Below are 24,087 nucleotides of genomic sequence, written 5' to 3'. Positions count from 1 at the left end.
GAGGTTTCCCTTGCTACCGTGTCACACATTCTGCCGCGGGTTTAAATCCGGTGAGGTGGTACAGGCTTCTATGTTCGTGGGACACGCGCTGGCGGCGTTCGCCATCGTCGCGGTCGTCGCTCGCCGAGTTGGCGAGCGACCCGCGCGTGCGCTCACCTTCGGCGTCGTCGCGGCGCTGTTCGCCGCCGCGCCCGACGTCGACATCGGCTACGCGCTCGTCGGCGTCGTGTCCGGGTTCGGCGCCGGCGCGGGGGCGCTCGGACTCGCCGAGTCGTTCTGGTCGACGGGGAACCTCGTCCACCGTGCGGTGACCCACTCGCTGGTCGTCGCTCCCGTCGTCGCACTCGCGGCCGCGGCCTGGGTCAACGGCCGCGCGAGCGCCAGGGCGGTCGCGCTCGCGCTCGTCGCCGGCCTGGTCGCGGTCACGGCGACCGTCAGCGGCGCGCTGGGCGCCTTCGTCACGGTCGCGTTCGTCGCCACCGCGCTCGCGCTGGCGGCGGGGATCCGACGGCGGACCGACCTGACGCCGCGGGCGACGTTCGCGCTCGCGCTCGCCGGCCTCGCCTCACACCCGTTCGGCGACCTGTTCACCGGGGAGCCACCGGCGTTCTTCTATCCCCTCTCCGCCGACGTGGTGACCGCCCGGGTGTCCCTGTCGGCGGACCCGACCCTCCACCTGCTCGGCGCGTTCGCGGTGGAGCTGGCAACGATCTGGGCGGCCGCGCTGGTGTGGAGCCGCCTCCGCGCCGAACGAGACGGCCAACAGACCAGAGTGCTCGACCTCCCTCGCCGCGTCGACCCGCTCGCGGTCGCGGGCGCGGGCTACGCCGCGGGCGTGTTCCTCATTCCGGCGCCGACGCTCGATCTCTCCTACCCGTTCGTCTTCACTGTGCTGGCGGTCGGCGCCGTCGGGATCGCGCCGGTGCGGGTCCGTCGCCGGGGGCGCGCGGTGCTCTCGCCGGAGTTCGCCCGTCCGGGTGCCGAGCGGGCCCTGTTCACCGGGTTGACCGCGGTGACGTTCGCGTGGCTGGGCTACCTGCTCGCATACCTCGCAGGCATCGCGTGAGCACCCGGAGAGACCCCCCGAGACGCCGGCCGACCCTTTTACACCCCGCCGCCGCATAGCGAGTTTCATGACGCAGTCGGGGCTCCGGACCGTCGTCAAGGACCGGCGGGCGAACGCGGCGATCGGCTGGGCGGTCCTCGCGTTCGTCGCGGGCAGCGGAGCGATAGAGTTGGTCTCGGGGGAACAGGTGTGGGGAGCGCTCGTGCTCGCGCTGGTCGCCGTCGCCGTCGTGCCTCCGGTCGCGTTCCGCAACGCGACCGCGATGTTGCCGTGGGAGGTACTCGCGCTGGCGTCGCTGCCGGCGGTCGGCCGGACGCTGATCGTCGGGGAGACGGTCGGCGGGATCACGTTCTCCGGGCGGGTGACCACGTATCTCGCGGTGGCGACGGTCGCGCTCATCCTCGCCGTCGAACTGAACGTGTTCACTCCCGTCCGCATGACCCACTCGTTTGCCGTCTTCTTCGTGACGATCACGACGATGGCCGCGGCGGGCGTGTGGGCGGTCGTCAGATACTTCTCGGACACGATCTTGGGTACCCGGCACATGCTCGACGGGCGCCCCGAGCACGTGATCGAGACGGCGCTGATGTGGGACTTCGTCGCCGCCACCGTCGCGGGCGTCCTCGCCGGCTTGCTGTTCGAGTACTACTTCCGTCGCCGTGCCGCGGGGACCGACCGGGTCGACATCGAGGTGAGCGAGGCGTGAAAGTCCGCGACGTGGTCGGGGTCTCACCCGAGCGACAGGAGCAGGCGACTCGGGTCATGCAAGTGCTGATGGTGCTGTTCCTCGGGATCGGGATCGAGCGCGGCTCGACGGGGCTGATCGTCAACGGCCTCGTCGCGCTCGGGGTGACGTTCCTCCCCGCGGTGCTAGAACGCGAGTACGACCTCCCGATGGACGCCGGACTGACGCTGTGGATCACCTCGGCCGTCTTTCTCCACGCGCTTGGCGTCGCCGGGGTGCCGGGACTGACCGGGAACCTCTACGCGGAGGCGAGCCCGATCCCGTTTTGGGACCACATCACCCACGCGCTGTCGGCGTCAGTCGTCGCGGCGGTTGGCTACACCGTCGCCCGGGCCATCGACGAACACACCGAGGAGGTGTACCTCCCGCCGCGGTTCATGTTCGTGTTCATTCTGGTGTTCGTCGCCGCATTCGGCGTGTTGTGGGAAGTGTTGGAGTTCGCCATCGGCGGCGCCGCGGCCGCCCTCGGCTCCGGAAGCGTGCTCACCCAGTACGGGCTGGAGGACACGATCTACGACCTCGTGTTCGATCTTGTCGGGGCCGTGATCGTCGCCGTCTGGGGGACCGCCCATCTCACCGACGTGGCCGGCGCGGTGACCGAGCGGATCGACCGCCGCCGCGAGACGCGCTGATGGGACGATCCCGCGCGACGCCGCCGATACGGTGTGTGCCGGGGTTGGAGCGCTCGGGGGCGAACCGCGCCTGCCGATGGGCGACCACGCCGCGGATACCTTTTTGGGCCTCGCCGGAGAGCGGACGTGTGAGATGGTGTTCAAGAAGATCACGCTGATCGGCAGGAGCACGGAGAGTTTCGACGACGCCGCGGACGACGCGATCGACCGGGCCGAGGAGACGATCGACGACGTCCACTGGGTGGAGGTGGAAGAGTTCGGTGTCGAGGTCGCCTCGGTGGACGGCCGGGAGTATCAGGCGGAGGTCGTCGTCGCGTTCGAACTACAGGAGTAACGCTCGCGGACGCTCAGTTCTCTTCTGCTCCCGAGTCCGCGCCGTCGGCGGCGCCGCCTTCCACCGACTCGGCGTGTGATTCGTGGGTCGCACGCTCGTGTGAGACGCCGCCCTCCTCGCGCATCGTCACCTGCGCGACGCCGCTCGTGTCGTCGAACACGAGGTGGCTGTGGGGGTAGGCGAACTCCACGTCGATAGAGTCGTCGTCCTCGAGGATGTTCCAGACGGCGGTCTGGACCTGCGAGCGGACGGTCAACGGCTTGAACGGGTTCTTCGCCCAGTAACGCAGCGTGAGTTCGACGCCGTGGTCGCCGTAGGCGTCGATGTAGCAGGTCGGCCTCGCGGGGTAGCGTGCGACGCCGATCCGGATGTCCGGTCCGCCCTCGATGACCGTCTTACAGGACGTGGCCGCGCGCTCGATCAGGCTCCGTGCGCGTTCGATGTCGGACTCGTAAGTCACGACGACCGGGAGCGTGAGCCGAGTGCGCTCGTCCTCGGCCGAGAGGTTCGTGACCCGGTGGTCGCGGATGTAGGAGTTCGGGATCACCTCGAAGGTGTTGTCGACGGTGAACACCTTCGTGTAGCGGAGGGTGATGTCGTCGACGAACCCCCGAGTACCGTCCGGGAGTTCCACCATGTCGCCGATCTCGAACGGCTGGTCGGCCAGCACGAACACGCCGCTGATGATCGACCCCACGATCGGCGCGAGGACGACGGCGACGACAGCCGAGAACACCGTGACCGAGAGGACGATGTTGCCCAGTTCCACGCCCGCCGCGGAGAGGCCCGCCGCGCCGAACAGCAGAATGACCACCAGACGGATCCCCCTGAGAACGACATGTGCGACCGACTCGCGGGCGAACCGGCGGGCGACGGGCCGTCCGAGCAGGCGGAGCGCGTACGTGGAGACGGCCACCCCGAGCGCGAGGAACAAGATGACCACGACGATCGCGACCCCGGGAACGGCGAGCGCCGACTGGTACGCGTCGGCCAGCCCGTCCAACAGGTTCGCGACGGCCGTCGCGAGCGGGATCGCGGTCGTCCCCATCTGCATACAGCGGGCGTCGGCGCCGGCCCGAAAAAGCGTTCCCCTCGCGTGATCGCCGTGGTGACCACGGCGTGATGGATCGATGCCGAGTCGGAATGCCCGGTACTGCTAACACGGAACCTTCCGTATTCAGTGACATGAGCCGCCACACAGAGCCGACGACGTTCCACGTCGCGACCGACCGAGCGCCCGCAAGCACCGTCGTCGCGGGGTTCTCCCAGTACGGTCTCGCGGGCCTGACCGCAGCCGACTTCCTCGTGGACCACCTGGCACTCGAACAGACCGGGCACCTCCGCGCGGAGGGCCTCCCGACGGTCACGCCGTTCGAGAACGGCCGACCGCGACATCCCACACGGCTGTTCTCCCGGGACGACCTCGACGTGACGGTCCTCGTGGGGGAACTGTTCGTCCCGAACTCGCTCGCGGAGCCGTTCTCGCAGGCCGTCCTCGACTGGACCGAACGGGGGAACGTCGAGGAGTTCGCCGTGTTGTCGGGGGCACCGTTCCCGCACGGCCCGGCGGAACACCGCGCGTTCTACGTCGCCAGCGACGACTACCGGGCCGTACACTTCCCCGACGACCCCGCCGTCAGTGACGATCCCGCCACCGGTGACGCTCCCGATGCCAGTGACGATTCCGCCGTCGATGAGGACCCCGCCGAAGTTGCCGGAGCAGCCACGCCCGACACGGCGGATCCGGATACCGTCCGACCGATGACGAACGGCTTCCTCGACGGAACGAACGCGGCGTTGATGGCCCGATCGATGGAGTCCGACCTCCGCGGCTGCGTGTACGTCACACCCGTCCACCGGCAGGTCCCGGACGTCGACGCCGCGGTCCGGCTCGTCGAGGCGGTCGAGGAGGTGTACGAGTTGGGCGTCGACACCGGTCCCCTCGAAGCGTTCGCGTCCCAGATCGGCGAGTACTACCGGGGCCTCGCCGAACGGCTGGAAGAGCACGCAGACGAGGAACAGCCGTCCGACCGGATGTACATGTAGCCGGCGGGCGCGCCGGACGAACACGCTCCGGGCGGGTCGACACGACAATACCTCCTTTCGAAAACGGGTACTACTCGTTCTTCAGTAAAACCCTTAGGGACGGGTGCAAACAGGGACGTATGACCGACGATCTCAGGACGACGATGGAGCGGGTCGGCGAGCGGTTCAACCTCGGGGAGTACGAGATCGACGCCTACCTCGCGGTGTTGGAACACGGCGAGCTCACGGCGTCGGAGATCGCCACCGAGACCGACATCCCGCAGCCCCGCGTGTACGATACGGTCCGGAGCCTGTCGGACCGCGGCCTGGTGGAGCTTCGGGAGTCGCGCCCGATGAAGATCGTCGCGGTCGACCCCGACGAGGCGTTCGGGGACATCCGCTCGTCGCTGTCGGAGATGGTGGACGAGCTGGAGGCGCGCTACACCGCCCCGACCCGGGACACCGAAGCGGTGTCGCTGGTGAAGTCGCGCTCGACGATCCTCCGGTATCTCGAGGAGGTGATCGAGTCGGCCGAGTACGAGCTGGCCGTCTCGCTGACGCCGGACCTGCTCCGTCGGTTCCGCGAGGCGCTCGAGCGCCGCGTCGACGACGGCGTCGCCGTCGAGCTGCTCGTGACGCCGGCCTCGCGGGCCCCGTCGACCGCGGAGTTCGACTACGACGCGGTCGCGACCGAGACGCGGAGTCGCCGCGGGATCACGACGCCCGTCATCGCGGTCGCGGACGGCGAGTACTCGGTGTACGCGACGCAGGACGCCCTCCGCGATGACCGCGACCGCTACGGGGTCATCTTCAACCGCTCGGCGCTGGGGTTCCTCGTGAGCGGGTTCTTCGGGACCGTCCTGTGGTCCACCGCCGAGACCGTCGCGACGGACGGCGAGGAGCGACCGTTCCCCCGCACGTACGCGTCCATTCGCCGGGCGGTGAAGGACCTCCACGAGGTCGGCGGCGAGTTCGAGGCGACGATCTCGGGGCGGGACGTGGAGACCGGAAACGAGATCCGCGTCGAGGGCCCCGTCGTCGACTACGAGTACGACGCCTCCGAACAGGTCGCCTCGTTCACCGTCGACGATCCCGACGGCGGCCGCGTGAGCGTCGGCGGCCTCGTCGCCGCCTTCGAGGACGTCGAGGGCCAAGAGATCGAACTCCGGCAGCAGTAGTCGATCCAGCCGACTCGGATCTATCGGCCGCCCCCATCGACGCGGGAACGGCGGAAACCGACAAGTACGTCGCCCGCGAGGTATCACTCGATGGATCTCTCCTGGTCATCGCTGTCGGACGACATCGCCCCGTCGACCGTCCTCGTCGTCGGCTTCCTGCTGTTCGTGTTCCCGGAGCCGGCGACCTCCGCGTTCGGAGCCGGGCTGTTGCTGTTGGGCGCGGCGTGGTGGTTCTACGAATGGGATCGACCGTGACCGGCGTCCCCGGCGGCGCGACTTCCGCCGCAAGCAAGCGCCGTCGCCCGGAGATCAGATGTCGACAGTGAACGGCGCGTAGTCGGGCGCGCGAGCGGCCATCGCGCCGAACAGGTCCGCGACGGCGACGAGATCGGCCGCGTCGATCACCTCCACGGGTGTGTGCATGTACCGGTTCGGGATGCCGACGTTCAGCGAGGGGATCCCCCCGCGGCTGGTGAAAAACGCGTCGGCGTCGGTCCCGGTGCGGATGCCCGCCGCCTGCAGTTGGGAGTCGATGTCGTCGGCTTCGGCGGCCCCCCGCGCCAGCTCGACGACGCGGGGGTGGTTCGCGGAGCCGCGGGCGACGACCGGTCCGGCGCCGAGTTCGACCGGCCCGCGGTACTCGTCGTTCACGTCGGGGTTGTCCGTCGCGTGGGTCACGTCCGCGGCGACGGCCACGTCCGGGTCGAGGTCGAAGCCGATCATCTCCGCGCCGTTGAGCCCGATCTCCTCCTGAACGGTCGAGACGGCGTACACCGTGGCGTCCACGTCAGCCTCGACCGCCCGCCGGAGCCCCTCGGCGACGGCCCACGTGCCCACGCGGTTGTCCATTCCGCGCGCGGAGATCCGGTCGCCGTGGAGGTCGTGGACCGTCGAGGAGAACGTCACGGGGTCGCCGACCTCGACCAGTTCTCTCGCCTCGGCCTCGTCGGCGGCGCCGACGTCGACGAACTGTTCGGCCACGTCCTCGATCTCGTCGTCGTCGCGGTCGCGGAGGTGGATGGCAGTCTGGCCGATCACGCCCTGTACCGGGCCGTCAGCCGCGTGGACCGTGACGTGTTGCCCCTTCGAGACGGTCCGGTCGGAGCCGCCCACGCGAGTGAGGCGAAGGAAGCCGTCGTCGGTGATCCGCCGAACCATGAACCCGATCTCGTCGGCGTGGCCGGTGAACGCCACCCGGGGACCGTCACCGTCTCCCTCGTGTACCGCGACGGCGTTGCCGTAGGCGTCGGTCCACACGTCGTCGGCGAACTGCCGGACGTAGTCGACCCAGACGCGCTGTCCGTCGGTTTCGAACCCGGATGGAGAGGGGGTTGTGAGGAGGTCGTCGAGGAACGCCCTGCGGGTTGCGTGCATATGGGTGTCCCGGGTCCGACCCCAAATGAAGCCGCCGGTCCGCGCGTACGGGCCGCGGGACGAGAGAAGGGGGACGCTCCGGGCGGGACGACACGATCCAAACCAATAACAGGATACCGGACCATCCATCCGACATGGCGAACTTCACGCTGTTCGAGCTGCACTTCCACGACGGGATCGACATCGGCCCCTCCGCGATCGGGGGCACGACGGACGGCACCGACGGGGCTGACGCCCCCGACGCGGGCGACGCCGGCGAGGAGGCCGAGTCGTCCGGGTCGGGCGTCGGGAAAGCCCTGGGTGTCCTCGCGGTCGTGGCGGCGCTCGTCGCGCTCGCCGTCGGCGCGAAGAAAGTACTGAGCGACGACCTGGACCCGATCGAGGAGCTCGAGGAGCTGGACGACGAGATCTGAGTCGGACTGCCCCGAGGCCTACGCGGATCGATCGGCGAGCACGCCGACGCGGTCGGCCGCGTAGCCGAACACGTCGGCGTAGCCGTACGGCGACATCAGCGCCGGATAGAACGACTCGGCGGCGGTGAACACCTCGCCGTCGGCGGCGGCGAAGCGCTCGCCGACGGCCACTTCTGTGAAGTTCTCGACGAACACCTCGTACTCGTCGGCCTCGGGCTTCGGCACGGGCTCGATGAGTTCGAACACCTCGACCGCCGCGTTCGAGGTCGAACACCGCTCGCCTTCGGGACATCCGCCGTCGACAGCGGGTTCGGGGTCGCCATCGACGGACGCCGTCGAAAGCGCGCCGGTCGCCGCGAGGAACCCCCGAACCAGTCGGTAGCCGTTCTCGGCGGCGGCGTCTGTTCCCTGCAGGCCGCACTCGACTTCGATCGTGTGCGGGTGCTGGATGAGCCGGCCCTTCGCGAGCCCCTCCGTCCGCAGCAGCTTCGATACCGGGAGGTGCGGGACGATGGCGCGGGCGATCTCGTCGACGGACTCGGCGACCGCGAACGGCTCGTCGGTCGACTGCGTCGAGTGGAGCGCGAGCACCGTACAGCCCTCGAGTTCGGCCAGGAGATGGTGTGCCAGCTGCGATTCGTGGGTGTCGCCGTTGGGATCGCCGGGAAACGCGCGGTTCAGGTCCTCATCGGTGTAGCGGACGCCCGCCTCGAGCGCCGCCTCGTTCGCGACGATCAGCTTCACCGGACGCTCCACGTCGGGGTCGGCCGCCAGCAGTCGCTCGACCGCTCGCGGTCCGCAGGGCTCGTCGCCGTGGATCCCCGCCACGACGGCCACCTCGGGAACGCCATCGCCGAGCTGGTAAACTTGCATATCTGTTGTGGGTCGGGGACGCATTTGAGCGACGTGGTTCGGGAGCCGCCGCCTCAGGGGTCGGCTTCGCCGTCAGCTTCGTCGGCGGCGACACTGCCGACGGCGCCGTCCGTGGCGGACCACAGCCCTGCCGCCCCGGCCTCGGCGACCGCCACGAGCAGGTCGACCGTCGCCGCGAGGTCGTCAGCGTGGGCCGTTTCGACGGTCGAGTGATGATACCGCACCGGAATCGAGACGGCGCCGACCGGTGTCGACCCCGCGGCCGTCTGGAGCGCGCCCGTGTCGGTGCCGATGCTCGCGGCGACCTCGCGCTGGAACGGCACCTCGCGGTCGTCCGCGAGCGCCTCCAGCCGCTCGACAACCGCCGGCGTCGGCACGACGGTCGCGTCCTTGCGCTTGATCGCGACGCCGTCGCCGCGCGTCGTCACGTGATCGGCGGCGTCGACGCCGGGGACCGCCCGTTCGAGCGTCCCGTCGACCGCGATGGCCACGTCAGGGTCGATGTCGACGCCGACGCCCTCGGCCCCGCGGAGGCCGACCTCCTCCTGGGTGGTCGCGACGTAGTGGACCGTCGCGTCGGGGTCGGCCCGGGCGGCCGCCCGGAGCACCGCCCACACGCCCGCGCGGTCGTCGAGCGCCTTGCCGCTCACACACTCGCCGATGCGCTCGGTCGGCGCGCGCATCGTCACCGCGTCGCCGACGGCGACCCGCTCGCGCGCCGTCCCGCCGTCGAGTCCGAGGTCGATCGCGACGTCCTCGACGTCCTGCTCGGACTCGGTGTCGCGGACGTGTGCCGGGATCGCGCCGATGACGCCGTCGATCGGATCGTCACCCGCGTCGGCGTGGACGCGGACGCGAGCCGAACGAAGGATCTCGGGGTTCCAGCCGCCGAGCGGGCTCACGCGGACGAAGCCGTCGTCGTCGACGTGGCGGACCATGAACCCGATCTCGTCCATGTGTGCGGCGATCAGGAGTTCGGGGCCCTCCCCGTCTCCCTCGACGGTGCCGACGACGTTGCCCATGGCGTCGGTCCTGATATGGTCGACGTGCCCGCCGAGTTCGTCGGCGACGAGTTCGTGCGGTTCAGTCTCGAAGCCGACGGGGCCGTGGGACTCCGTGAGATCACGGAGCAGGTCGAATCCGTCCATATCGGTCGGTCCGCCCGCGTGGCGAAAAGCGCGGGGGTCGCGGCCGTCGGGGGCGGTGTTCGGACGGCGCGGCCCCGCCGTTCCGATCAGTGCTCCAGCGACTCGACGTACTCGTAGTCCGCCTCGTAGGCGGTCGCGCGCTGGCCATCGAGTTCGATCTCCCACCCGTCGAGGACGGCCGGGTCCTCGAGCGCGCGACGGAGGGTCTCGCGCACGTCGTCGACGGCGACGCCGTAGAAGTCGCCCGGGACCCCGTTGAGGTACTGCAACGCCGTCTCGAAGAGGCTGCGCATGCCGTCGTCGTTCTCGAAGTCGACGTGCTTGTACGCGCCGGCGGCGACCTGCACCATCCCGTGGAGGAACGCGCTCTCGACGGATCCGCCGCCGTAGTTGTACCACTCGTCCTCGAAGCAGTCGTGCGATTCGTGGTAGTCTCCGGCGTTGAACAGTCGGACGCCGTGTTCGGTGGCTCGCCGGAGGGTAGCGTGTTCCCAGACGCGCTCGTCGGCGCGCCAGCCGGCCGGGTTGCCCAACGGCGGCGCGACGCTCAGATCGCGCGTGTGGTCGTCCATGTCGTCGGATCCGCGCGCGACGGCCGTAACACCATCGCCGCGGAGGGCCATCGATCGGGACGGCGTATCGCCGCGGATGTGGAACCCGGCGAACGGTTTTACTGTCATCGGCGCCGAGGGACGCGTACTCGATGGCCCTACTGCGACGAGTGGCGGCGTGGACGCGGTCGATGGGGAGGCGAGCCCGACGCGACGCGGCCCGGACGTGGCGCGTGCTGAGCGATCCGGGGGCGCGTCCGGCCGTGCTGTACGCGCTCGCGCTCGCGACGGCGGGAGCGAGCTTCCTGCTGTTTCTCGCGGGCGACGGCGGGAGCCCGGACGGGGTAGAGTTCGGACTCCTCATGGGCTCGTTCGGGATCGTGTTGTACATGTCGCTGCGGCAGGCCGGGACGGCGCCTCGACGGGGACGCTGACGCGCAGGCCCCGGTCGAAAATCGGAGGCTCTGTTGAAATCCTCAGCAAGTGAGATGTCTCGCTCAGGTTGCGGTCAATACAGTGTCGGCACGAAGCGCAGTAACGCTCTACCTCTTTGACTCAGCGAGAGCTTTGATACCGAATAGAACAAGTAGAACCCCGATCCCAGCGGCTGAAAGTGTCGTTTCGTGATATTGATTGGCAGATGGCAATTGAATGATGACGAGCAACCCTGCTATTATCCCAACTGTTCCGATACCTAACACTATCTTCGACATTCTATCCTCAACCATGTCTGGTGGTATTCATGAAAAGATGATAGGTACTTTGGACAGTCAAAATTTGCTTGTAGTTTAACACGTCATAGCATCACCTGCATCCAAGTAGGGTGGTGCGTTTGCACATCTGCCGATCGGCTGTTTCGAACCAAATCAGGTGGTGAGAACCCGCCTCAATGGGATAGATCGCTTCCTAAGTATCGGTATTGCAGTGGACGAGGCAACCCAATCGAGAAAATTAAACAGTTTGCTGGTAGCAGGAGATATGTGTCCCTGTCAAGAGATGTCCTCCTGTTCAGTATTGTATTAATGCTGTTGGCAGTCCGAATTGAAGCCAGTGGATACGGTGCCTCGAATACTATTGTTCTCGCTTCACTTGGGATTGGGTTGATTGGACTTATTGGGAGTTTCTTTTCGTCGCTGAGCGCTGTGAGTCAGAGCCCAGAATCCGACTCTTCTGAGTGATACGCGGCTTTCATCGACCGGCTATTTCAAGCGATAATATGTCTGAAGAAGAGGATTTCAGCAGAGCCAAATCGGAGCATATACCCGCCGGGGAACCGTCCCCGGAACCGCGTGCGAGGGTAGCCAAGCTCGGAAACGGCGGCGGACTCAAGATCCGCTCCTGTAGAGGTCCAAGGGTTCAAATCCCTTCCCTCGCATCGCCGGGGTCATCCCCCGTGATGCGGAAGACGCTCGCGGAGCGCTCTTCCCTCGCAAAACTCACTCGAAACACCGATGAGCAACGGGTGTACTACGGACTCAAGATCCGCTCCTGTAGAGGTCTCGTGAGCGTAGCGAACGAGAGCAGGGAAGACGCAGCGTGGGCGAGACGCGGTCGAACGAAGTGAGACCGCAAGCGAGCGATCGACCGTCTTCCCGTGGTCCAAGGGTTCAAATCCCTTCCCTCGCATCGCAGCGAGGCCCTCAGAGGCCGAGCGAGATGCACTGAGGAAGGATTTGAAGCAGGGAGCAGCTCGCTGCGACCGTGGTTCAAATCCCTTCCCTCGCATCGCCGGGGTCATCCCCCGTGATGCGGAAGACGCTCGCGGAGCGCTCTTCGCTCGCAAAACTCACTTCGAAGCCGACACCAGTACCCCCGGAGCCGTGACTCTCTCGACTGCGAGATGTGAGAAGGCGCTCCGCCGTCCTCCGGTGTCGTTACGATCCGCCGTCGGTCGCGACGCCGAGCAGTTCGTCGGCGACGCGGCCGGCGGCCGCCGGGTCCGGACGCGCGCCGTCGCGAACCTCGTCGCCGAGAGCGGCCGCGAGATCGGCGACGTCGTCGCCGTCCCCGGCGGCGTGGACGCGCTCGAACGCCGGGCGATAGCCGGCCGCACAGCGTCGGCCGCCGTCGGTCGTCGTCGCGTCGATGACGTACTCGATCTGTCTGACCGCCTCGCCTGGGCGCATACACTATCCGTCCACGTACTGCGTCTTAAGTTCGGTCTGAGTCGAATGCGAGTAAACAGTCCTCTCGGTCGCTCCCGGCCGATATCGCCGTTCGAAGCCGAACCGATACTCGCGTTCGAGTAGTCTCGATCCGGCGGCACCGAACGTCACGGGAGTCGTCTGGACATCGCGTCGAGGTACTCGGCCGCGACCGGCGGATCGTCGGCCGCGAGGTCGGCGACACGGTCACAGCCGTGGACGAGCCGTCGCCTGTGGTCCCCGTCGGATAGCTTGTTCCGAGCCACCGTTCGAACCGTCTCGACGGCGGCGACGGCGTCCTCCGGCCGTCCGTCGCGGACGGCGACGCGCGCCGATTCCACCAACTGCGTGAGCACCGACTCGACGTCCGCCGGACACTCATCCGGATCCGTGGACGCCGGAAGGCGGGCCGCGTCGCGCGCCTCGTTCTCGTCGTCGTCGGACACGTTCGGGAGGTTGTGACACGCGAGAATAAAACTCCCGCGGGGGCGGGGGTGAACCGACTGCGGCGTCCAGTCGACTAACCGAGCCCTCAGTCGCGGCGACGACCTGCCGCCCGGAGCGACGCGCTGACCGGAACCGACGGCTATTCCGGGCTGGTGTCCGAGCGAACGCGCATGACAGCGCAGGGGTCCGACGACGGGGCCGACAGGGCGACGGTCGCGGAGGCGGCCGCGCGGGCGGGAGCGGCCGTCGCGGGCGAGCGGTTCCGCGACGGCATCGACGTGGAGCACAAAAACGGGAAGACGGACGTGGTGACCGAGGCGGATCGGGCGGGACAGCGGGCCGTCATCGAACGGATCCGCGAGGCGTTCCCGGACGACGCGATCGTCGGCGAGGAGGAGGACGAGTTGAAGGCGGTGCCGGACACCGGCGCCGCATGGGTGATCGACCCCATCGACGGGACGAACAACTACGTCCGTGACATCCGCGCGTTCGCGACGGCCGTCGCCGCCGTCGTCGACGGCGAGCCCGTCGCGGCCGCGAACGCGCTGCCCGCGATGGACGACGTGTACGTCGCCGACGCGGACGCGACGTACCGAAACGGGACGCGCGTGACCGTCAGCGACCGGACGGACCCGGAGACCGCGGCGGCGACGCCGACGGTCTGGTGGGACTTCGACGCCCGCGACGAGTACGCCCGCGCGTGCGGCGAGATCGTCGAGCGCTTCGGCGACATGCGGCGGTTCGGCTCGGCACAGGTGACGCTCGCGATGGTCGCGGAGGGCGCGCTCGACGCGACGATCACGAACGTCGACTGCAACCCCTGGGACACCGTCGCCGGCGTCCACATGGTCCGGACGGCCGGCGGGACGGTGACGGACCTCGACGGCGACCCGTGGCGCCACGACTCGGTCGGGCTGGTCGCCTCGAACGGCGGCGTGCACGGGGAGGCGCTCGCGGCCGCGCGGGCGGTTCGGTCGGTGGCTGGAGAGTAGCCGGTCGATCGAGCGGCGCCGGTCACGCGAACCCAAACCGCAAAGGTGCCGAGGCGGCAGAAGCCGCTATGGAACTCGACGACACCGACCGGGAGATCCTCCGGATCCTCCAGGAGGACGCGCGGACGCCGTTCAGCGAGGTCGCGCGCCGCATCGACATGTCGAGCGCGACGGTCCACGACCGCGTCTCGCGCATGGAGGAGGCGGGCGTGCTGCGGGGCTACCGCGCGGAGGTCGACCCGAAGGCGCTCGGCTACGGCGTCTCCGCGTTCGTCGGGCTGCGGGTGCAGCAGGGGCACGAGGAGGAGGCGCTGGAAACGCTTCGGGAGGTGGACGGCGTCCGCGAGGTCCACCTCACGACCGGCGAGTACGACGTGATGATGCGCGTGTACGCCGAGTCGACCGACGACCTGCGGGATCTGATGTTCGGCCAGATCGCGACGATGGACGGGTTCGACCGCTCGCAGACGATGGTGATCCTCGGGACCGACTACGAGGAGCCGGGCGTGCCGATCTGATCGGAGCCAACCATCGGCGCCGGCGCCGCCCCACACTACACACCGACAGCACTACACGCGACACGCACACCACCGATCCAGCATGAAGGCGATCAAGGACAGCGTCCACGACTACATCACCCTCGACCCCGTCGCGCAGGACCTGCTCGACACGCGGACCCTCCAGCGGCTGCGCCACATCAAGCAGCTCTCCACCGTCCGCCTCGTCTATCCCTCCGCCTCCCACACCCGCTTCGAGCACTCGCTGGGCGTGTATCATCTCGCCGACCGCGCGCTCGAATACCTCGGCGTCGACGGCGACCGTGCACGCCACCTCCGGGCGGCCGCCCTGCTCCACGACGCCGGGCACGGCCCGTACGGCCACCAGACCGAAGAGGTGATCCGCCGCCGAACCGGCGTCGACCACGACGAACTCGGCGACCTCCTCGGCGACACCGACGCCGGCGAGGTGCTCCGCGAGCACGGCCTCTCGATCGACCGCGTCGCCGCGATCGTCCGCGGCGAGGGCGAGTTGGGGCAACTGGTCTCCGGCGAACTGGACGTGGATCGCATGGACTACCTGGTGCGCGACGCCCACCACACCGGCGTCCCCTACGGCACCATCGACCACGAGCGCCTCGTGCGGGAGTTGAAGTATCGAGACGGCGCGCTCGTGCTCGCCGAGGGCAACGTCCAGACCGCCGAGTCGCTGCTGCTCGCGAGGGCGCTCATGGACGCGACCGTCTACCGGCATCACGTCTCCCGCGTCGCGGGCGCGATGCTCGAACGCGCCTCGGAACGCCTGCTGGAGGCCGACGCCGGCATCGACGTGGAGCGGTTCCGCCGGATGGCAGATCACGATCTGCTGGTCGCGCTGCGGGAGCACGTCCCCGCACTCGGCGAGCGGATCGAGTACCGCGACCTGTACAAGCGAGCGATCTGGACGGACCTCTCGGGGACGCCCGCCGACGTAGTCGAACTCGAACACGCCGACGAGCGTGCGGCCGAGCGCGAGATCGCCGACCTCGCCGGCGTCGACGACCGCGAGGTGATCGTCGACGTGCCCGATCGGCCGACGTTCAAGGAGGCGGGCAGCCGCGTCGTCGTCGACGGCGTCCCGCAGCGGCTGGAGAACGCCTCCGAACTCGTCTCGGGGCTGCGGGCGGCCCAACGCGCCGGCTGGCGGATGGGCGTGTACGCGCCCGCCGAACACACCGACGCCGTCGCCGCCGCCGCCGAGGAGGTGCTCGGCGCGCGTGCCGACCCGATCCGGGATTGACCTGATCGTCGGGAGCCAACGGAACCGCCTGCGGTGTCGACGGACGCCGACCGGCTGCGGACGGGGACCCGATCGCATCGCCCACAGTTTATGAACGATGCCGGCGAAGCGCCGACCAATGACGACGATCAAAGACTCCGTCCACGACCACATCTCCGTGGACGGCGTCGCGGCGGACCTCCTCGACACGGGGCCGGTCCAGCGGCTCCGCCGGGTCGCCCAACTCGGGACGGTGACGCTGGTGTACCCCTCCGCGAACCACACCCGCTTCGAGCACTCGCTGGGCGTGTCCCACCTCGCCGACCGCGCGCTGGACTCGCTGGGTGTCGAAGGCGTCGAGGCGGAGCGCGTCCGCGCGGCCGCGCTGCTGCACGACATCGGACATGCGCCGTTCTCGCACAACGTCGAGGAGCTGATCCACCGCCACACTGGCCTCTACCACGACGACGTGACGGACCTGCTCGTCGACACCGAGGTCGGCGACGTGCTCGTCGACCACGAGCTCGACCCCGAACGCGTGGCGGGCCTCATCGCCGGCGAGGGGCAGTACGGCCAGTTGGTGTCGGGCGAACTCGACGTGGATCGGATGGACTACCTGGTGCGCGACGCCCACCACACCGGCGTCCCCTACGGCACCATCGACCACGAGCGCCTCGTGCGGGAACTGACGTTCGCCGACGGCGACCTCGTGCTCGCCGAGGGCAACGTCCAGACCGCCGAGTCGCTGTTGATGGCGCGCGCGCTGATGACGCCGACCGTGTACGCCCATCCCGTCGCGCGGATCTCGAAGGCGATGCTTCGTCGGGCGACCGAGCGCCTGCTCGCGACGCCGGACATCACCGCCGAGCGCGTTCGCCGGATGGACGACTACGATCTGATCGGCGCGCTGCGGATGACACCGGAAACGGAGACGTTCGCCGACCGCTACGACCGCCGCGACCTGTTCAAACGCGCCGTCTGGGCCGAGTACGACGACACGCCCGAATCGCTTCGCGAGGCGGACCACGAGACGGTTCGGGATCTGGAGGCCGACATCGCCGAGCGCGCCGCGGTCGACCCCTCGGCGGTCGTCCTCGACGTGCCCGCGGAGCCGGCGATGGCGGAGTCGACCTCGGAGGTGCTCGTCGGGGGCGAGGTCCGCCGGCTGGGCGACTACTCCCCGCTCGTGACCGCGCTTCGGACCGCCCGAGAGCAGCAGTGGCGCATGGGCGTGTACACCGTCGCCGACGCGACCGACCGGGTCGGGAAGGCGGCCGTCGACGTGCTCGGACTGGATATCGACGGGACGCTCGTCTCGGACGTGCGTCGGCGCGTCCACGCGACGCTCGACGAGTTCGAGTCCGACGGCGCGGGGGCCGGCGAATGAGCCGCGAGCACGACGGCGAGCCGACGGCCGACAGGGGTACCGCCGACACTCCGGGCGCCACCACCTACGAGGGGACGATCCTCGTCGGCAGCGAGTTCGAGGCCCTCGAGGGTCGACTTCTGGTCGAGGACGGGACGGTCGCGGCGATCGAGGAGACGTCGGTCGCCAGCGACGACATCGTCTGCCCGGCGTTCGTCAACGCCCACACGCACGTCGGCGACTCAGTCGCGAAGGAGGCCGGCCGGGGGCTCGACCTCGACGAACTCGTCGCGCCGCCGGACGGGCTGAAACATCGTATTCTCCGCAGTACGCCCGCCGAGGAGATGGTGGCCGCGATGCGCCGCTCGCTGCGGTACATGCACGCGACGGGAACGACCGCGCACGTGGAGTTCCGCGAGGGCGGCGTCGCCGGCGTCGACGCGATCGAGGCCGCCGTCGACGGTCTGCCGGTCGAGTCGGTCGTGCTCGGCCGCGAGACGGTGGACGCGATGGAGCATCCGTTCGCCGCCGGGTTCGGCGCCAGCGGCGCCCGCGACGCCGACTTCGACGCCGAGCGCAACGCCGCCCGGCGGGCGGGGAAACTGTTCGGGATTCACGCCGGAGAGCGCGATCCGCTGGACGTGGGGGCCGCGATGGATCTCGACCCCGACCACATCGTTCACATGGTCCACCCCGACGAGACGCACCTCGACCGGCTCGCGGACGCCGAGTGGCCCGTCGTCGTCTGCCCGCGCTCGAACCTCGTAACGGGCGTCGGCGTTCCTCCCGTGCGCGAACTTCTCGACCGAACGACGGTCGCGCTGGGAACGGACAACGTGATGCTCAACAGCCCCTCGATGTTCCGCGAGATGGAGTTCGCCGCCAAGCTCACCGACGCCTCCGCGGTCGAGGTGCTGCGGATGGCGACCGCCAACGGCGCCGAGATCGCGGGGCTCGACTGCGGCGTGATAGCGGAGGATCGCCCGGCCCGCCTGTTCGTCCTCGACGGCGACAGCGACAACCTCTCGGGCGTTCGCGATCCGGTCCGCGCGGTCGTTCGCCGCGCGGGCGAGGGCGACGTGAAAGCGGTCGTTCCCTGACCGACCGGTCCCGTCGGCCCCATCGACGCCGACGATCGGTCCGGCGGACGGCGTCGACACGCCCAAACCACGGGCGACCGATGCGGCGAGCATGGATCCCGACGACCTGCCGTCACCCGGGGAGACGCTGCGATACGAGCGAACCTTCACGGTCGAGGAAGTGGAGGCGTTCGCCGAGCTCTCGGAGGACCGCGGCGAGCACCACGAGGTGCCCGACGAGGACGGCCGGCTGCTCGTCCACGGACTGTTGACGGCGACGATGCCGACGAAGATCGGCGGCGACCTCGACGTGCTTGCGCGGACGATGACGTTCGACTTCCACCGACCCGTCTACACCGGCCAGCGGATCGGCTGCGAAGTGACCGTCGAGACCGTCGACCGGGACGACGACGACCGAGCGGCGATCGAGGCGGATGTCGTCTGTCACCGCGACGGCGACGAGGTCGTGCTCACCGGCGGGTTCGAGGGCGTGGTCCTGGGGTGAGCAACCGGAGGGAGAGCCTGCTCGGGTCGTCGTACGCCGCCCGGTGACGCCGGCGTCACCGACGCGCGCTTTCATGACGCCGGGCGCCGAGCGTCGCGTATGGCCTGTCCACACCTCGAGTACCGCGAGTCGGACGCCGATCGGGCGTTCGACACCGCCCGCGCCTTCTGTACGGTCGCCGGCGAGTTCGTCCAGCCGGTGCACGCAGACATCTGCACCGAGCGCTACGGGCTTGACCCGGAATCCGACTGCGAGATCTTCCGTGAGCACGCGGGACTGGACTGGGACGAATGACCTACGAGGAGTACCTCGACGGCAACCCGGTCGTGATCACGGCGGCGCTCACGGGCGGGATACAGGGGAAGGAGGCGCACCCAGATCTCCCGGAGACGCCCGCGGAAATCGCCGAGGCGGCCGCGGCGGTCGAGGAGGCCGGCGCGGCGGTCGTCCACCTGCACGCTCGCCGCGACAACGGCGAGCGGGCGTTCTCGACCGAGCGATTTCAGGCGGTGACCGACGCCGTCCGCGACGCGACCGAGGACGCGATCGTCCAACACTCGACGGGCGGCACCGCCGCGCCCGATTCCCTCCGCGCGGAGCCGCTGCGGACGGATCCGGCACCCGAGATGGCGAGCCTCGACATGGGGCCGATGAACCGCGGCCGGCGTCTGACGAGCGAGAACACCCGCGACACCATCGACGGCCTCCACGCCGAGATGCGCGAGCGAGGGATCAAGCCGGAGCTGGAGGTGTTCAACAACGGCCACCTCAACGAGGCGTTCCGAATCTACGACGACCTCGCCGACCCCCCGTACCTCAACCTCATCTTCGGGCCGGGGACGCTCGCGCCGCCGTCGCCGGCGAACCTCCAGCGGATGGTCGACCAACTTCCGGGAGGTGCAGAGTTCAACGTCATCGGGTTCGGCCCCCACCAGCTCCCGCTCACGACGCAGGCGCTGATCCTCGGCGGGCACGTCCGGGTCGGGCTGGAGGACAACAGCTACCTTCGGAAAGGCGAGTTGGCGACGAACGAGGCGCTCGTGGCGCGGGCGGCCCGAATCGCGGAGGAGCTGGGTCGCCCCGTCGCGTCGCCGGCCGAGGCGCGAGATCTCCTCGGCGTCGAGTCTCGGCGCTGAGTCCCCTGGAGTCGTCGCCGGGGCCCGAACGGCGGTCCCCTCAGCGCTTCCGTCGGGGACTCGAACAGCGCGGCGGACGGGGTCGTCCTCACAGGAGGAACACGACCGCGACGAACCCGGCGAGGATCGACAGCGTCAACGCGAGTTGGGCGACCGACGAGGCGAGCAGTCCGGCGAGCGTGTAGCCGGCGGCTCGGGCGGCCGCCGCCGGCTCCTTGCCGGCGTACAGCTCGGCGCCGAATACGGCGAGGCCGGTGCCGACGACGATCCCGAGCGGGCCGAGTACGAACAACAGCGCGAGCGACGCGACGCCCGCGATCACCATCGTCGTCGTCTCGGCGCCGCCGACCTTCGAGGCGATCGCGCCGCCGAGGTGCTCGACCGCGAACGCGATCAGCCCGACGAGCACGAACAGGACGAGCCAGCCGACGCCGAGCGCCGGCGCCGACGGCGGCGCGAGGACGTAGTAGACGATGACGCCGGCGGCCGAGAGGGGTCCCGCGGGAACGAGCGGTACGACGCTCCCGACCACGCCGGCGACGAGGAGGAGGAGAGCTGCTGCGGTGACCAGGTCGACCATGGCGAAGATCCGCGACGGGGACCAATAAGCACCGGCGTCGCGGGCGCGGACCTCACTCGTACAGCTCGCGCTCCGCGACCGCGACCGCGTCGCCGTAGCGGTCCACCAGCGGTTGGAGCGTCCGGCCGAGGCTCCGCATGCATTCGGCCGTCGAGACGTAGTCGAGTTCGTCGGTCACGGACTCCCAGTCGTGCGCCTGCAACACCTTCCGGACGAGCAGGCGCTCCGCTCGCGCCGCGAGATCGCACTCGCCGTCGAGCAGGTGCGCGAGGGCGAGGCGACGGAACGGTCGCGGCGCCGTGTCCGCGAGCCCGGGTCCGTACGCCGCGGCGACGGTCAGGCGCCACTCGTACTCGGAGACGTCGACGACAGCGTCGCCGGCGGCGTCGCAGGCGGCCAGCGCCGCGCGGACCACGTCCGGATCCAGATCCCGGAGCGCGTCCGAAAGTACCGCGCCGATCCGCTCGCGGAACCACCGGGCGTGTCGACGCGCGAGGGCCCGGCCGCCCTCGCTCGTCGGGCTCATCATCAGCGCCGAGTGCTCGCCGCTGGCGGCGTTGCGCGTGGTCGCGAGGTGGACCGTGCGGTAGCCGTTCCCCGCCCAGAAGTCGAGCAGGTCGGGCGTCGCGCCGAACCCCGTGCCGAGGTAGTCGACGTCGTCGCCGACCTCCCGCTCGATCTCACGGAGCAGTTTCGAGCCGAGCCCGCGACTCCGCACGGCGTGGTGGGTCGCGATGCGCATGATCCGCACTCCCGTCGGCGCGGCCGCCTCGGGGTCGCGAAGCTGGCTCGTCAACACGTCCGGGAGCATGTTGCCCCGGACACGCTCGCCGTCGTACATCGCTCCGCGCGTCGCCGCGTCGAGCCCCCCCTCGCGCGCCAGCAGCGCGACCGAGACGACGTGCCCCTCGTGGGTCAGCGCCCGCACGGAGAGGTTCGGCGCGTCGAGCAGGCGCGCGAGGTCGTCCGGCTCGGTCCGGTAGTGCGCGAGCACGAGCAGCCCGAACGCCTCCGAAAGCAGGTGCTCGTCGGCGAGCAGGTCGTCCGCGTCGACGGCGCGGTAGTCGACGGTGTCGGGCGCCGCGTCCTCGACCGCGGCGTCGACGCCGGGGCGGGCGTCGAGCATGAGCGCGCGGAACGCCCACCCCTCGACGGGGTCGCCGCGGGCGTACCGGATCGGGTCGTCCATCCGCACGTCTGTCACGCGGCGGTCCGAGTCGTCGAGACGGCCGCGAAAGCGGACCGAGAAGCCACGCCCGGCCCCCTCGTAGCCGTGGACGGTGGTGACGAACGCCGCCGCGGGCGCCGCGAGCAGGTCCGCGAGTAGGCGAACCGGAAGTGCGGCGGCCTCGTCGGCGATCGCGACGTCCGCGTCGCCGGCGGCGTCGGCCGCCTCCGCCGGCGGGAGATAGCGGATCCGCCCTCGGCCGGTCGTGTCCTCGGCGGGTCCGGCCTCGGAAGGCCCGACCTCGATCCGACGCTCCTCGTCGACCGAGAGGCGTGCATCGAGGTCTGCAAGCAGCGCTCGCGCGCGCTCGAACAGCGCGCTCGCGCCGGCGAACGACGGTGCCGTGACGAGTACGTCGCGGCCGGCCGCCGCGAGCGACGCCGCTGCGAGGCCGGCGGCGCTCGACTTCCCGCGTCCGCGGTCCGCCTCGACCACGACGGCCGAACCCGGCGTGCGAAGCCGTTCAAGCGAGGAGAGCGCGCGCGACTGGTCGCGAGTGAGGCACGACTCGTAGGCGACGGCGGGGAACGCGGAGCTCGCCGGCGTCGTCGGGCCGGGCTCCGGCGGGGGCGCCTCGTCGCCGGTCAGGCCGTCGCGTTCGATCTCGTCGGGCGCAGTGTCGTCGGCGCCGGCGGGGCCGACGGCGCCGTCGGGGCCGACCGCGGCGATCGCGACGCCGGGGTGCCGGCGCAGGGTCTCGACCAGCCGGGACCGGAACCGAGCGGTCACGTCGTCGAGACCGAACGGCGGCACCGCGAGCGACTCGTCGAAGTCGTCGCGGCGGTCCGGCCACTCGTCGAGCGGCGGCGCGACCAGGACGTACAGCCCGCCCCCGTCGACGGCGCCGACCGACTGGCCGACGGCGTTGGGCGAGAACTCCACGAACGCGTCGAGTATCACGGCCTGGCGGGTCGTCCCGAGCAGCCGCGCGGCGTGTTTGGGTCGGTGGCGCTCGAAGCGGACTCCCTCGCGCGTCGACAGCAGCGTCGCCTCGTCGTCGGCGATCCCGGCGGCCTCGACGACTGTGAAGGCGGCGTCGAGGCAGTCGTCGCGCTCGCCGTGAAGCACGATCAGGCGTCGCTGGTCCGTCCGGCGCGCCTCCGCGCGGAGGTCCGCCGCGAGCGCGGCGAGGGCGTCGCGTGTCACGTCCGGGGTGTCCGCGGGCCGGGGGCTTGCTCGTTTCGACCGCGGGTGGGATCTGCGCCCCACGATCGTCAGCCTCTCGTCGCCGTCGGCGGGAGTTGCCGTATGAACCCAGTCGATCTCACCCGCCGTATCGAGCCAGGGATGCCGGTGTATCCGGGTGATCCGGGCGTCTCCGCAGAGTCGAGCGCGACGATGCAGTCGAACGGCTACCGCGTCACGCACCTCTCGTTCACGACCCACGTCGGGACGCACATCGACGCGCCGGCGCACATGGAACCCGAGGGGGCGACGCTCGACGAGTACGGGATCGCTGACTTCCGGTTCGACGCCCGGCTGGTCGACTTGGTGGGCGAGAGCGGCGACAGCGAACTCGACGCGCGCGAGGCTATCGAGCCGGGAATGCTCCCGGACGACGCCCCGGACGCGGACATGCTGGTCCTTCGAACCGGGTGGGGCGACCACTGGGGCGACGAGCGGTATTTCGATCACCCGTACCTCACGCCCGAGGCCGCACGCCACGTCGCCGACCTCGGCTGCGCCGTCGGACTGGACACGATCAACCCCGACCCGACGCCGACGGCGCAAGCAGGGGACGACGAGCCCGAGGGAACGCCCGCGCATCACGAACTCCTCGGGGCCGGGGCGTTCATCGTCGAGAACCTGGGCCTCTCCGCGGATCTGCCCGAGCGGTTCACGCTTCGTGCGTATCCGCTCCGCGTCGGAGCCGACGGGGCGCCCGTGCGGGCGGTCGCCGAGCGGCCGACGGGGCCGGAGTAAGCGGGTACCGTGACCGACCCGTACGACCGACTGCGTCGCCGTTCGTCGGTCGTACACGACCGGGAACTGTCGTGGTGGGGGGTCACACGGGCGCGAAGCATTGAACACGTTTATACAGCCGACCCGAGTACCCAGTCAGTACGACCTGCTCGGGGTCGTGACCCGCTCCGTCGTCAGGGACTTACGACCGGCGGAGGTGTCGAGCCACCGAGCGGGAAGCCACACAACAATGTCAGTCTACGTCGATTACGAGACCCCTGCGGACCTCGCGGAGCGAAGCCTCGACGCGCTCGAGGTCGCCCGCGACACCGGTATCGTGAAGAAAGGAACCAACGAGACGACCAAGGCGGTCGAGCGCGGCAACGCCAAGCTCGTGTACATCGCCGAGGACGTCGAACCCGAAGAGATCGTCATGCACCTTCCCGAACTCTGCGAGGAGAAGGGCATTTCCTACGTCTTCATCGAGACACAGGACGATGTCGGCCACGCCGCCGGCCTCGAGGTCGGCTCCGCGGCCGCGGCCGTCACCGAGACGGGCGACGCCGAGGAGGACATCGACGATATCGCGGGTAAGGTCGAGGAACTGCGGTAAG

Annotated in this window: 29 protein-coding genes and 1 tRNA gene; 20 read left to right on the top strand and 10 right to left on the bottom strand. The window is 69.7% G+C overall.

Annotated elements, in window-relative coordinates:
* The first annotated feature begins 70 nt into the window (after positions 1–70).
* The 4 genes from K6T25_RS00300 (at position 71) to K6T25_RS00285 (ending at position 2,777) form a co-directional block, all read left to right on the top strand.
* Positions 71–1,066 (top strand): metal-dependent hydrolase, encoded by a 996-nt coding sequence (locus tag K6T25_RS00300; protein WP_222915582.1) that lies wholly within the window; start codon positions 71–73, stop codon positions 1,064–1,066.
* Between the two features lie 67 nt (positions 1,067–1,133).
* Positions 1,134–1,772, top strand: a complete 639-nt coding sequence (locus tag K6T25_RS00295; protein WP_222915580.1) for a hypothetical protein — start codon at positions 1,134–1,136, stop codon at positions 1,770–1,772.
* Positions 1,769–2,443, top strand: a complete 675-nt coding sequence (locus tag K6T25_RS00290; RefSeq protein WP_222915578.1) for a DUF2238 domain-containing protein — start codon at positions 1,769–1,771, stop codon at positions 2,441–2,443. Before K6T25_RS00295 ends, K6T25_RS00290 begins: the two co-directional genes overlap by 4 nt.
* A gap of 133 nt (positions 2,444–2,576) precedes the next feature.
* Positions 2,577–2,777, top strand: a complete 201-nt coding sequence (locus K6T25_RS00285; protein WP_222917777.1) for a dodecin — start codon at positions 2,577–2,579, stop codon at positions 2,775–2,777.
* A 13-nt stretch (positions 2,778–2,790) separates the two neighbouring features.
* Here K6T25_RS00285 and K6T25_RS00280 read toward each other — a convergent pair whose 3' ends face one another.
* The gene (locus tag K6T25_RS00280; RefSeq protein ID WP_222915576.1) at positions 2,791–3,831 is read right to left on the bottom strand and encodes a mechanosensitive ion channel family protein; all 1,041 of its coding nucleotides are present in this window, start codon (positions 3,829–3,831) and stop codon (positions 2,791–2,793) included.
* 131 nt (positions 3,832–3,962) lie between these two features.
* Here K6T25_RS00280 and K6T25_RS00275 point away from each other — a divergent pair, with 131 nt between their 5' ends.
* From K6T25_RS00275 to K6T25_RS00265, 3 genes are all read left to right on the top strand, one after another.
* Complete coding sequence (locus K6T25_RS00275) at positions 3,963–4,823, top strand: proteasome assembly chaperone family protein (protein WP_222915575.1); 861 nt, start codon at positions 3,963–3,965, stop codon at positions 4,821–4,823.
* A gap of 119 nt (positions 4,824–4,942) precedes the next feature.
* Positions 4,943–5,980, top strand: coding sequence for an HTH-type sugar sensing transcriptional regulator TrmB (trmB, locus tag K6T25_RS00270; protein ID WP_222915573.1), 1,038 nt, complete (start codon positions 4,943–4,945; stop codon positions 5,978–5,980).
* A gap of 90 nt (positions 5,981–6,070) precedes the next feature.
* Positions 6,071–6,235, top strand: coding sequence for a hypothetical protein (locus K6T25_RS00265; protein WP_222915571.1), 165 nt, complete (start codon positions 6,071–6,073; stop codon positions 6,233–6,235).
* Positions 6,236–6,289: 54 nt separating this feature from the next.
* Here the strand turns inward: K6T25_RS00265 and K6T25_RS00260 are convergent, their stop codons facing one another.
* A complete protein-coding gene (locus K6T25_RS00260) occupies positions 6,290–7,354 on the bottom strand; it encodes a zinc-binding metallopeptidase family protein (RefSeq protein ID WP_222915569.1) in 1,065 nt (354 codons plus the stop codon).
* A 134-nt stretch (positions 7,355–7,488) separates the two neighbouring features.
* On the opposite strand from K6T25_RS00260, the gene K6T25_RS00255 reads away from it, so the two are divergent.
* Entirely contained in the window at positions 7,489–7,767 is a 279-nt protein-coding gene (locus K6T25_RS00255) for a hypothetical protein (RefSeq protein WP_222915567.1), read from the top strand.
* Between the two features lie 18 nt (positions 7,768–7,785).
* Here K6T25_RS00255 and K6T25_RS00250 read toward each other — a convergent pair whose 3' ends face one another.
* The 3 genes from K6T25_RS00250 to K6T25_RS00240 all read right to left on the bottom strand — a co-directional run bounded on the left by K6T25_RS00250 (position 7,786) and on the right by K6T25_RS00240 (position 10,360).
* Positions 7,786–8,640, bottom strand: a complete 855-nt coding sequence (locus K6T25_RS00250; RefSeq protein WP_222915565.1) for a M14 family metallopeptidase — start codon at positions 8,638–8,640, stop codon at positions 7,786–7,788.
* Between the two features lie 53 nt (positions 8,641–8,693).
* Complete coding sequence (locus tag K6T25_RS00245; protein WP_222915563.1) at positions 8,694–9,788, bottom strand: M42 family metallopeptidase; 1,095 nt, start codon at positions 9,786–9,788, stop codon at positions 8,694–8,696.
* A gap of 86 nt (positions 9,789–9,874) precedes the next feature.
* Complete coding sequence (locus K6T25_RS00240; RefSeq protein ID WP_222915561.1) at positions 9,875–10,360, bottom strand: DUF309 domain-containing protein; 486 nt, start codon at positions 10,358–10,360, stop codon at positions 9,875–9,877.
* 131 nt (positions 10,361–10,491) lie between these two features.
* On the opposite strand from K6T25_RS00240, the gene K6T25_RS00235 reads away from it, so the two are divergent.
* The gene (locus tag K6T25_RS00235) at positions 10,492–10,773 is read left to right on the top strand and encodes a hypothetical protein (RefSeq protein ID WP_222915559.1); all 282 of its coding nucleotides are present in this window, start codon (positions 10,492–10,494) and stop codon (positions 10,771–10,773) included.
* A 108-nt stretch (positions 10,774–10,881) separates the two neighbouring features.
* On the opposite strand, the gene K6T25_RS00230 is transcribed toward K6T25_RS00235, so the two are convergent.
* Positions 10,882–11,067: a hypothetical protein gene (locus tag K6T25_RS00230; protein ID WP_222915557.1), complete on the bottom strand. Its 186-nt coding sequence runs from the start codon at positions 11,065–11,067 to the stop codon at positions 10,882–10,884.
* A gap of 563 nt (positions 11,068–11,630) precedes the next feature.
* Here K6T25_RS00230 and K6T25_RS00225 point away from each other — a divergent pair.
* Positions 11,631–11,714: transfer RNA gene (locus K6T25_RS00225), tRNA-Leu, on the top strand.
* Between the two features lie 499 nt (positions 11,715–12,213).
* Here K6T25_RS00225 and K6T25_RS00220 read toward each other — a convergent pair.
* On the bottom strand, positions 12,214–12,465 hold the full coding sequence (locus tag K6T25_RS00220) for a hypothetical protein (protein WP_222915556.1): 252 nt from the start codon (positions 12,463–12,465) through the stop codon (positions 12,214–12,216).
* Between the two features lie 146 nt (positions 12,466–12,611).
* The gene (locus tag K6T25_RS00215) at positions 12,612–12,929 is read right to left on the bottom strand and encodes a DUF8101 family protein (RefSeq protein WP_222915554.1); all 318 of its coding nucleotides are present in this window, start codon (positions 12,927–12,929) and stop codon (positions 12,612–12,614) included.
* A gap of 171 nt (positions 12,930–13,100) precedes the next feature.
* Between K6T25_RS00215 and K6T25_RS00210 the strand changes: the two genes are divergently transcribed.
* The 8 genes from K6T25_RS00210 to K6T25_RS00175 all read left to right on the top strand — a co-directional run bounded on the left by K6T25_RS00210 (position 13,101) and on the right by K6T25_RS00175 (position 19,763).
* On the top strand, positions 13,101–13,922 hold the full coding sequence (locus K6T25_RS00210; protein WP_222915552.1) for an inositol monophosphatase family protein: 822 nt from the start codon (positions 13,101–13,103) through the stop codon (positions 13,920–13,922).
* 68 nt (positions 13,923–13,990) lie between these two features.
* Positions 13,991–14,440, top strand: coding sequence for an Lrp/AsnC family transcriptional regulator (locus K6T25_RS00205; protein WP_222915550.1), 450 nt, complete (start codon positions 13,991–13,993; stop codon positions 14,438–14,440).
* An 82-nt stretch (positions 14,441–14,522) separates the two neighbouring features.
* Positions 14,523–15,698 carry an HD domain-containing protein gene (locus tag K6T25_RS00200; RefSeq protein ID WP_222915548.1) on the top strand — a complete coding sequence of 392 codons (1,176 nt, stop codon included), beginning with the start codon at positions 14,523–14,525 and terminating at the stop codon, positions 15,696–15,698.
* Positions 15,699–15,816: 118 nt separating this feature from the next.
* Positions 15,817–17,064 carry an HD domain-containing protein gene (locus K6T25_RS00195; RefSeq protein WP_222915546.1) on the top strand — a complete coding sequence of 416 codons (1,248 nt, stop codon included), beginning with the start codon at positions 15,817–15,819 and terminating at the stop codon, positions 17,062–17,064.
* Complete coding sequence (locus K6T25_RS00190; RefSeq protein ID WP_222915544.1) at positions 17,061–18,143, top strand: amidohydrolase family protein; 1,083 nt, start codon at positions 17,061–17,063, stop codon at positions 18,141–18,143. The genes K6T25_RS00195 and K6T25_RS00190 overlap by 4 nt, the downstream gene beginning before the upstream one ends.
* 91 nt (positions 18,144–18,234) lie before the next feature.
* On the top strand, positions 18,235–18,627 hold the full coding sequence (locus K6T25_RS00185) for a hotdog family protein (protein ID WP_222915541.1): 393 nt from the start codon (positions 18,235–18,237) through the stop codon (positions 18,625–18,627).
* A 99-nt stretch (positions 18,628–18,726) separates the two neighbouring features.
* Positions 18,727–18,921, top strand: coding sequence for a hypothetical protein (locus K6T25_RS00180; protein WP_222915539.1), 195 nt, complete (start codon positions 18,727–18,729; stop codon positions 18,919–18,921).
* Positions 18,918–19,763 carry a beta-keto acid cleavage family enzyme gene (locus K6T25_RS00175; RefSeq protein ID WP_222915537.1) on the top strand — a complete coding sequence of 282 codons (846 nt, stop codon included), beginning with the start codon at positions 18,918–18,920 and terminating at the stop codon, positions 19,761–19,763. Before K6T25_RS00180 ends, K6T25_RS00175 begins: the two co-directional genes overlap by 4 nt.
* A gap of 88 nt (positions 19,764–19,851) precedes the next feature.
* Here the strand turns inward: K6T25_RS00175 and K6T25_RS00170 are convergent, their stop codons facing one another.
* A complete protein-coding gene (locus tag K6T25_RS00170) occupies positions 19,852–20,343 on the bottom strand; it encodes a DUF456 domain-containing protein (RefSeq protein WP_222915536.1) in 492 nt (163 codons plus the stop codon).
* A gap of 52 nt (positions 20,344–20,395) precedes the next feature.
* A complete protein-coding gene (gene tmcA / locus K6T25_RS00165) occupies positions 20,396–22,717 on the bottom strand; it encodes a tRNA(Met) cytidine acetyltransferase TmcA (RefSeq protein ID WP_222915535.1) in 2,322 nt (773 codons plus the stop codon).
* A 102-nt stretch (positions 22,718–22,819) separates the two neighbouring features.
* Here tmcA and K6T25_RS00160 point away from each other — a divergent pair, with 102 nt between their 5' ends.
* Both K6T25_RS00160 and rpl7ae read left to right on the top strand, forming a co-directional pair.
* Positions 22,820–23,494, top strand: a complete 675-nt coding sequence (locus K6T25_RS00160; RefSeq protein ID WP_222915534.1) for a cyclase family protein — start codon at positions 22,820–22,822, stop codon at positions 23,492–23,494.
* A gap of 229 nt (positions 23,495–23,723) precedes the next feature.
* Positions 23,724–24,086 carry a 50S ribosomal protein L7Ae gene (rpl7ae, locus tag K6T25_RS00155; protein WP_222915533.1) on the top strand — a complete coding sequence of 121 codons (363 nt, stop codon included), beginning with the start codon at positions 23,724–23,726 and terminating at the stop codon, positions 24,084–24,086.
* The last annotated feature ends 1 nt before the right edge of the window (position 24,087 follow it).

The sequence above is a fragment of the Halobaculum rubrum genome (assembly GCF_019880225.1).
Classification (GTDB): Archaea; Halobacteriota; Halobacteria; order Halobacteriales; family Haloferacaceae; genus Halobaculum; species Halobaculum rubrum.
Note: the sequence above shows the minus strand (reverse complement) of the source record. Positions and strands in the feature narration are given on the sequence as shown.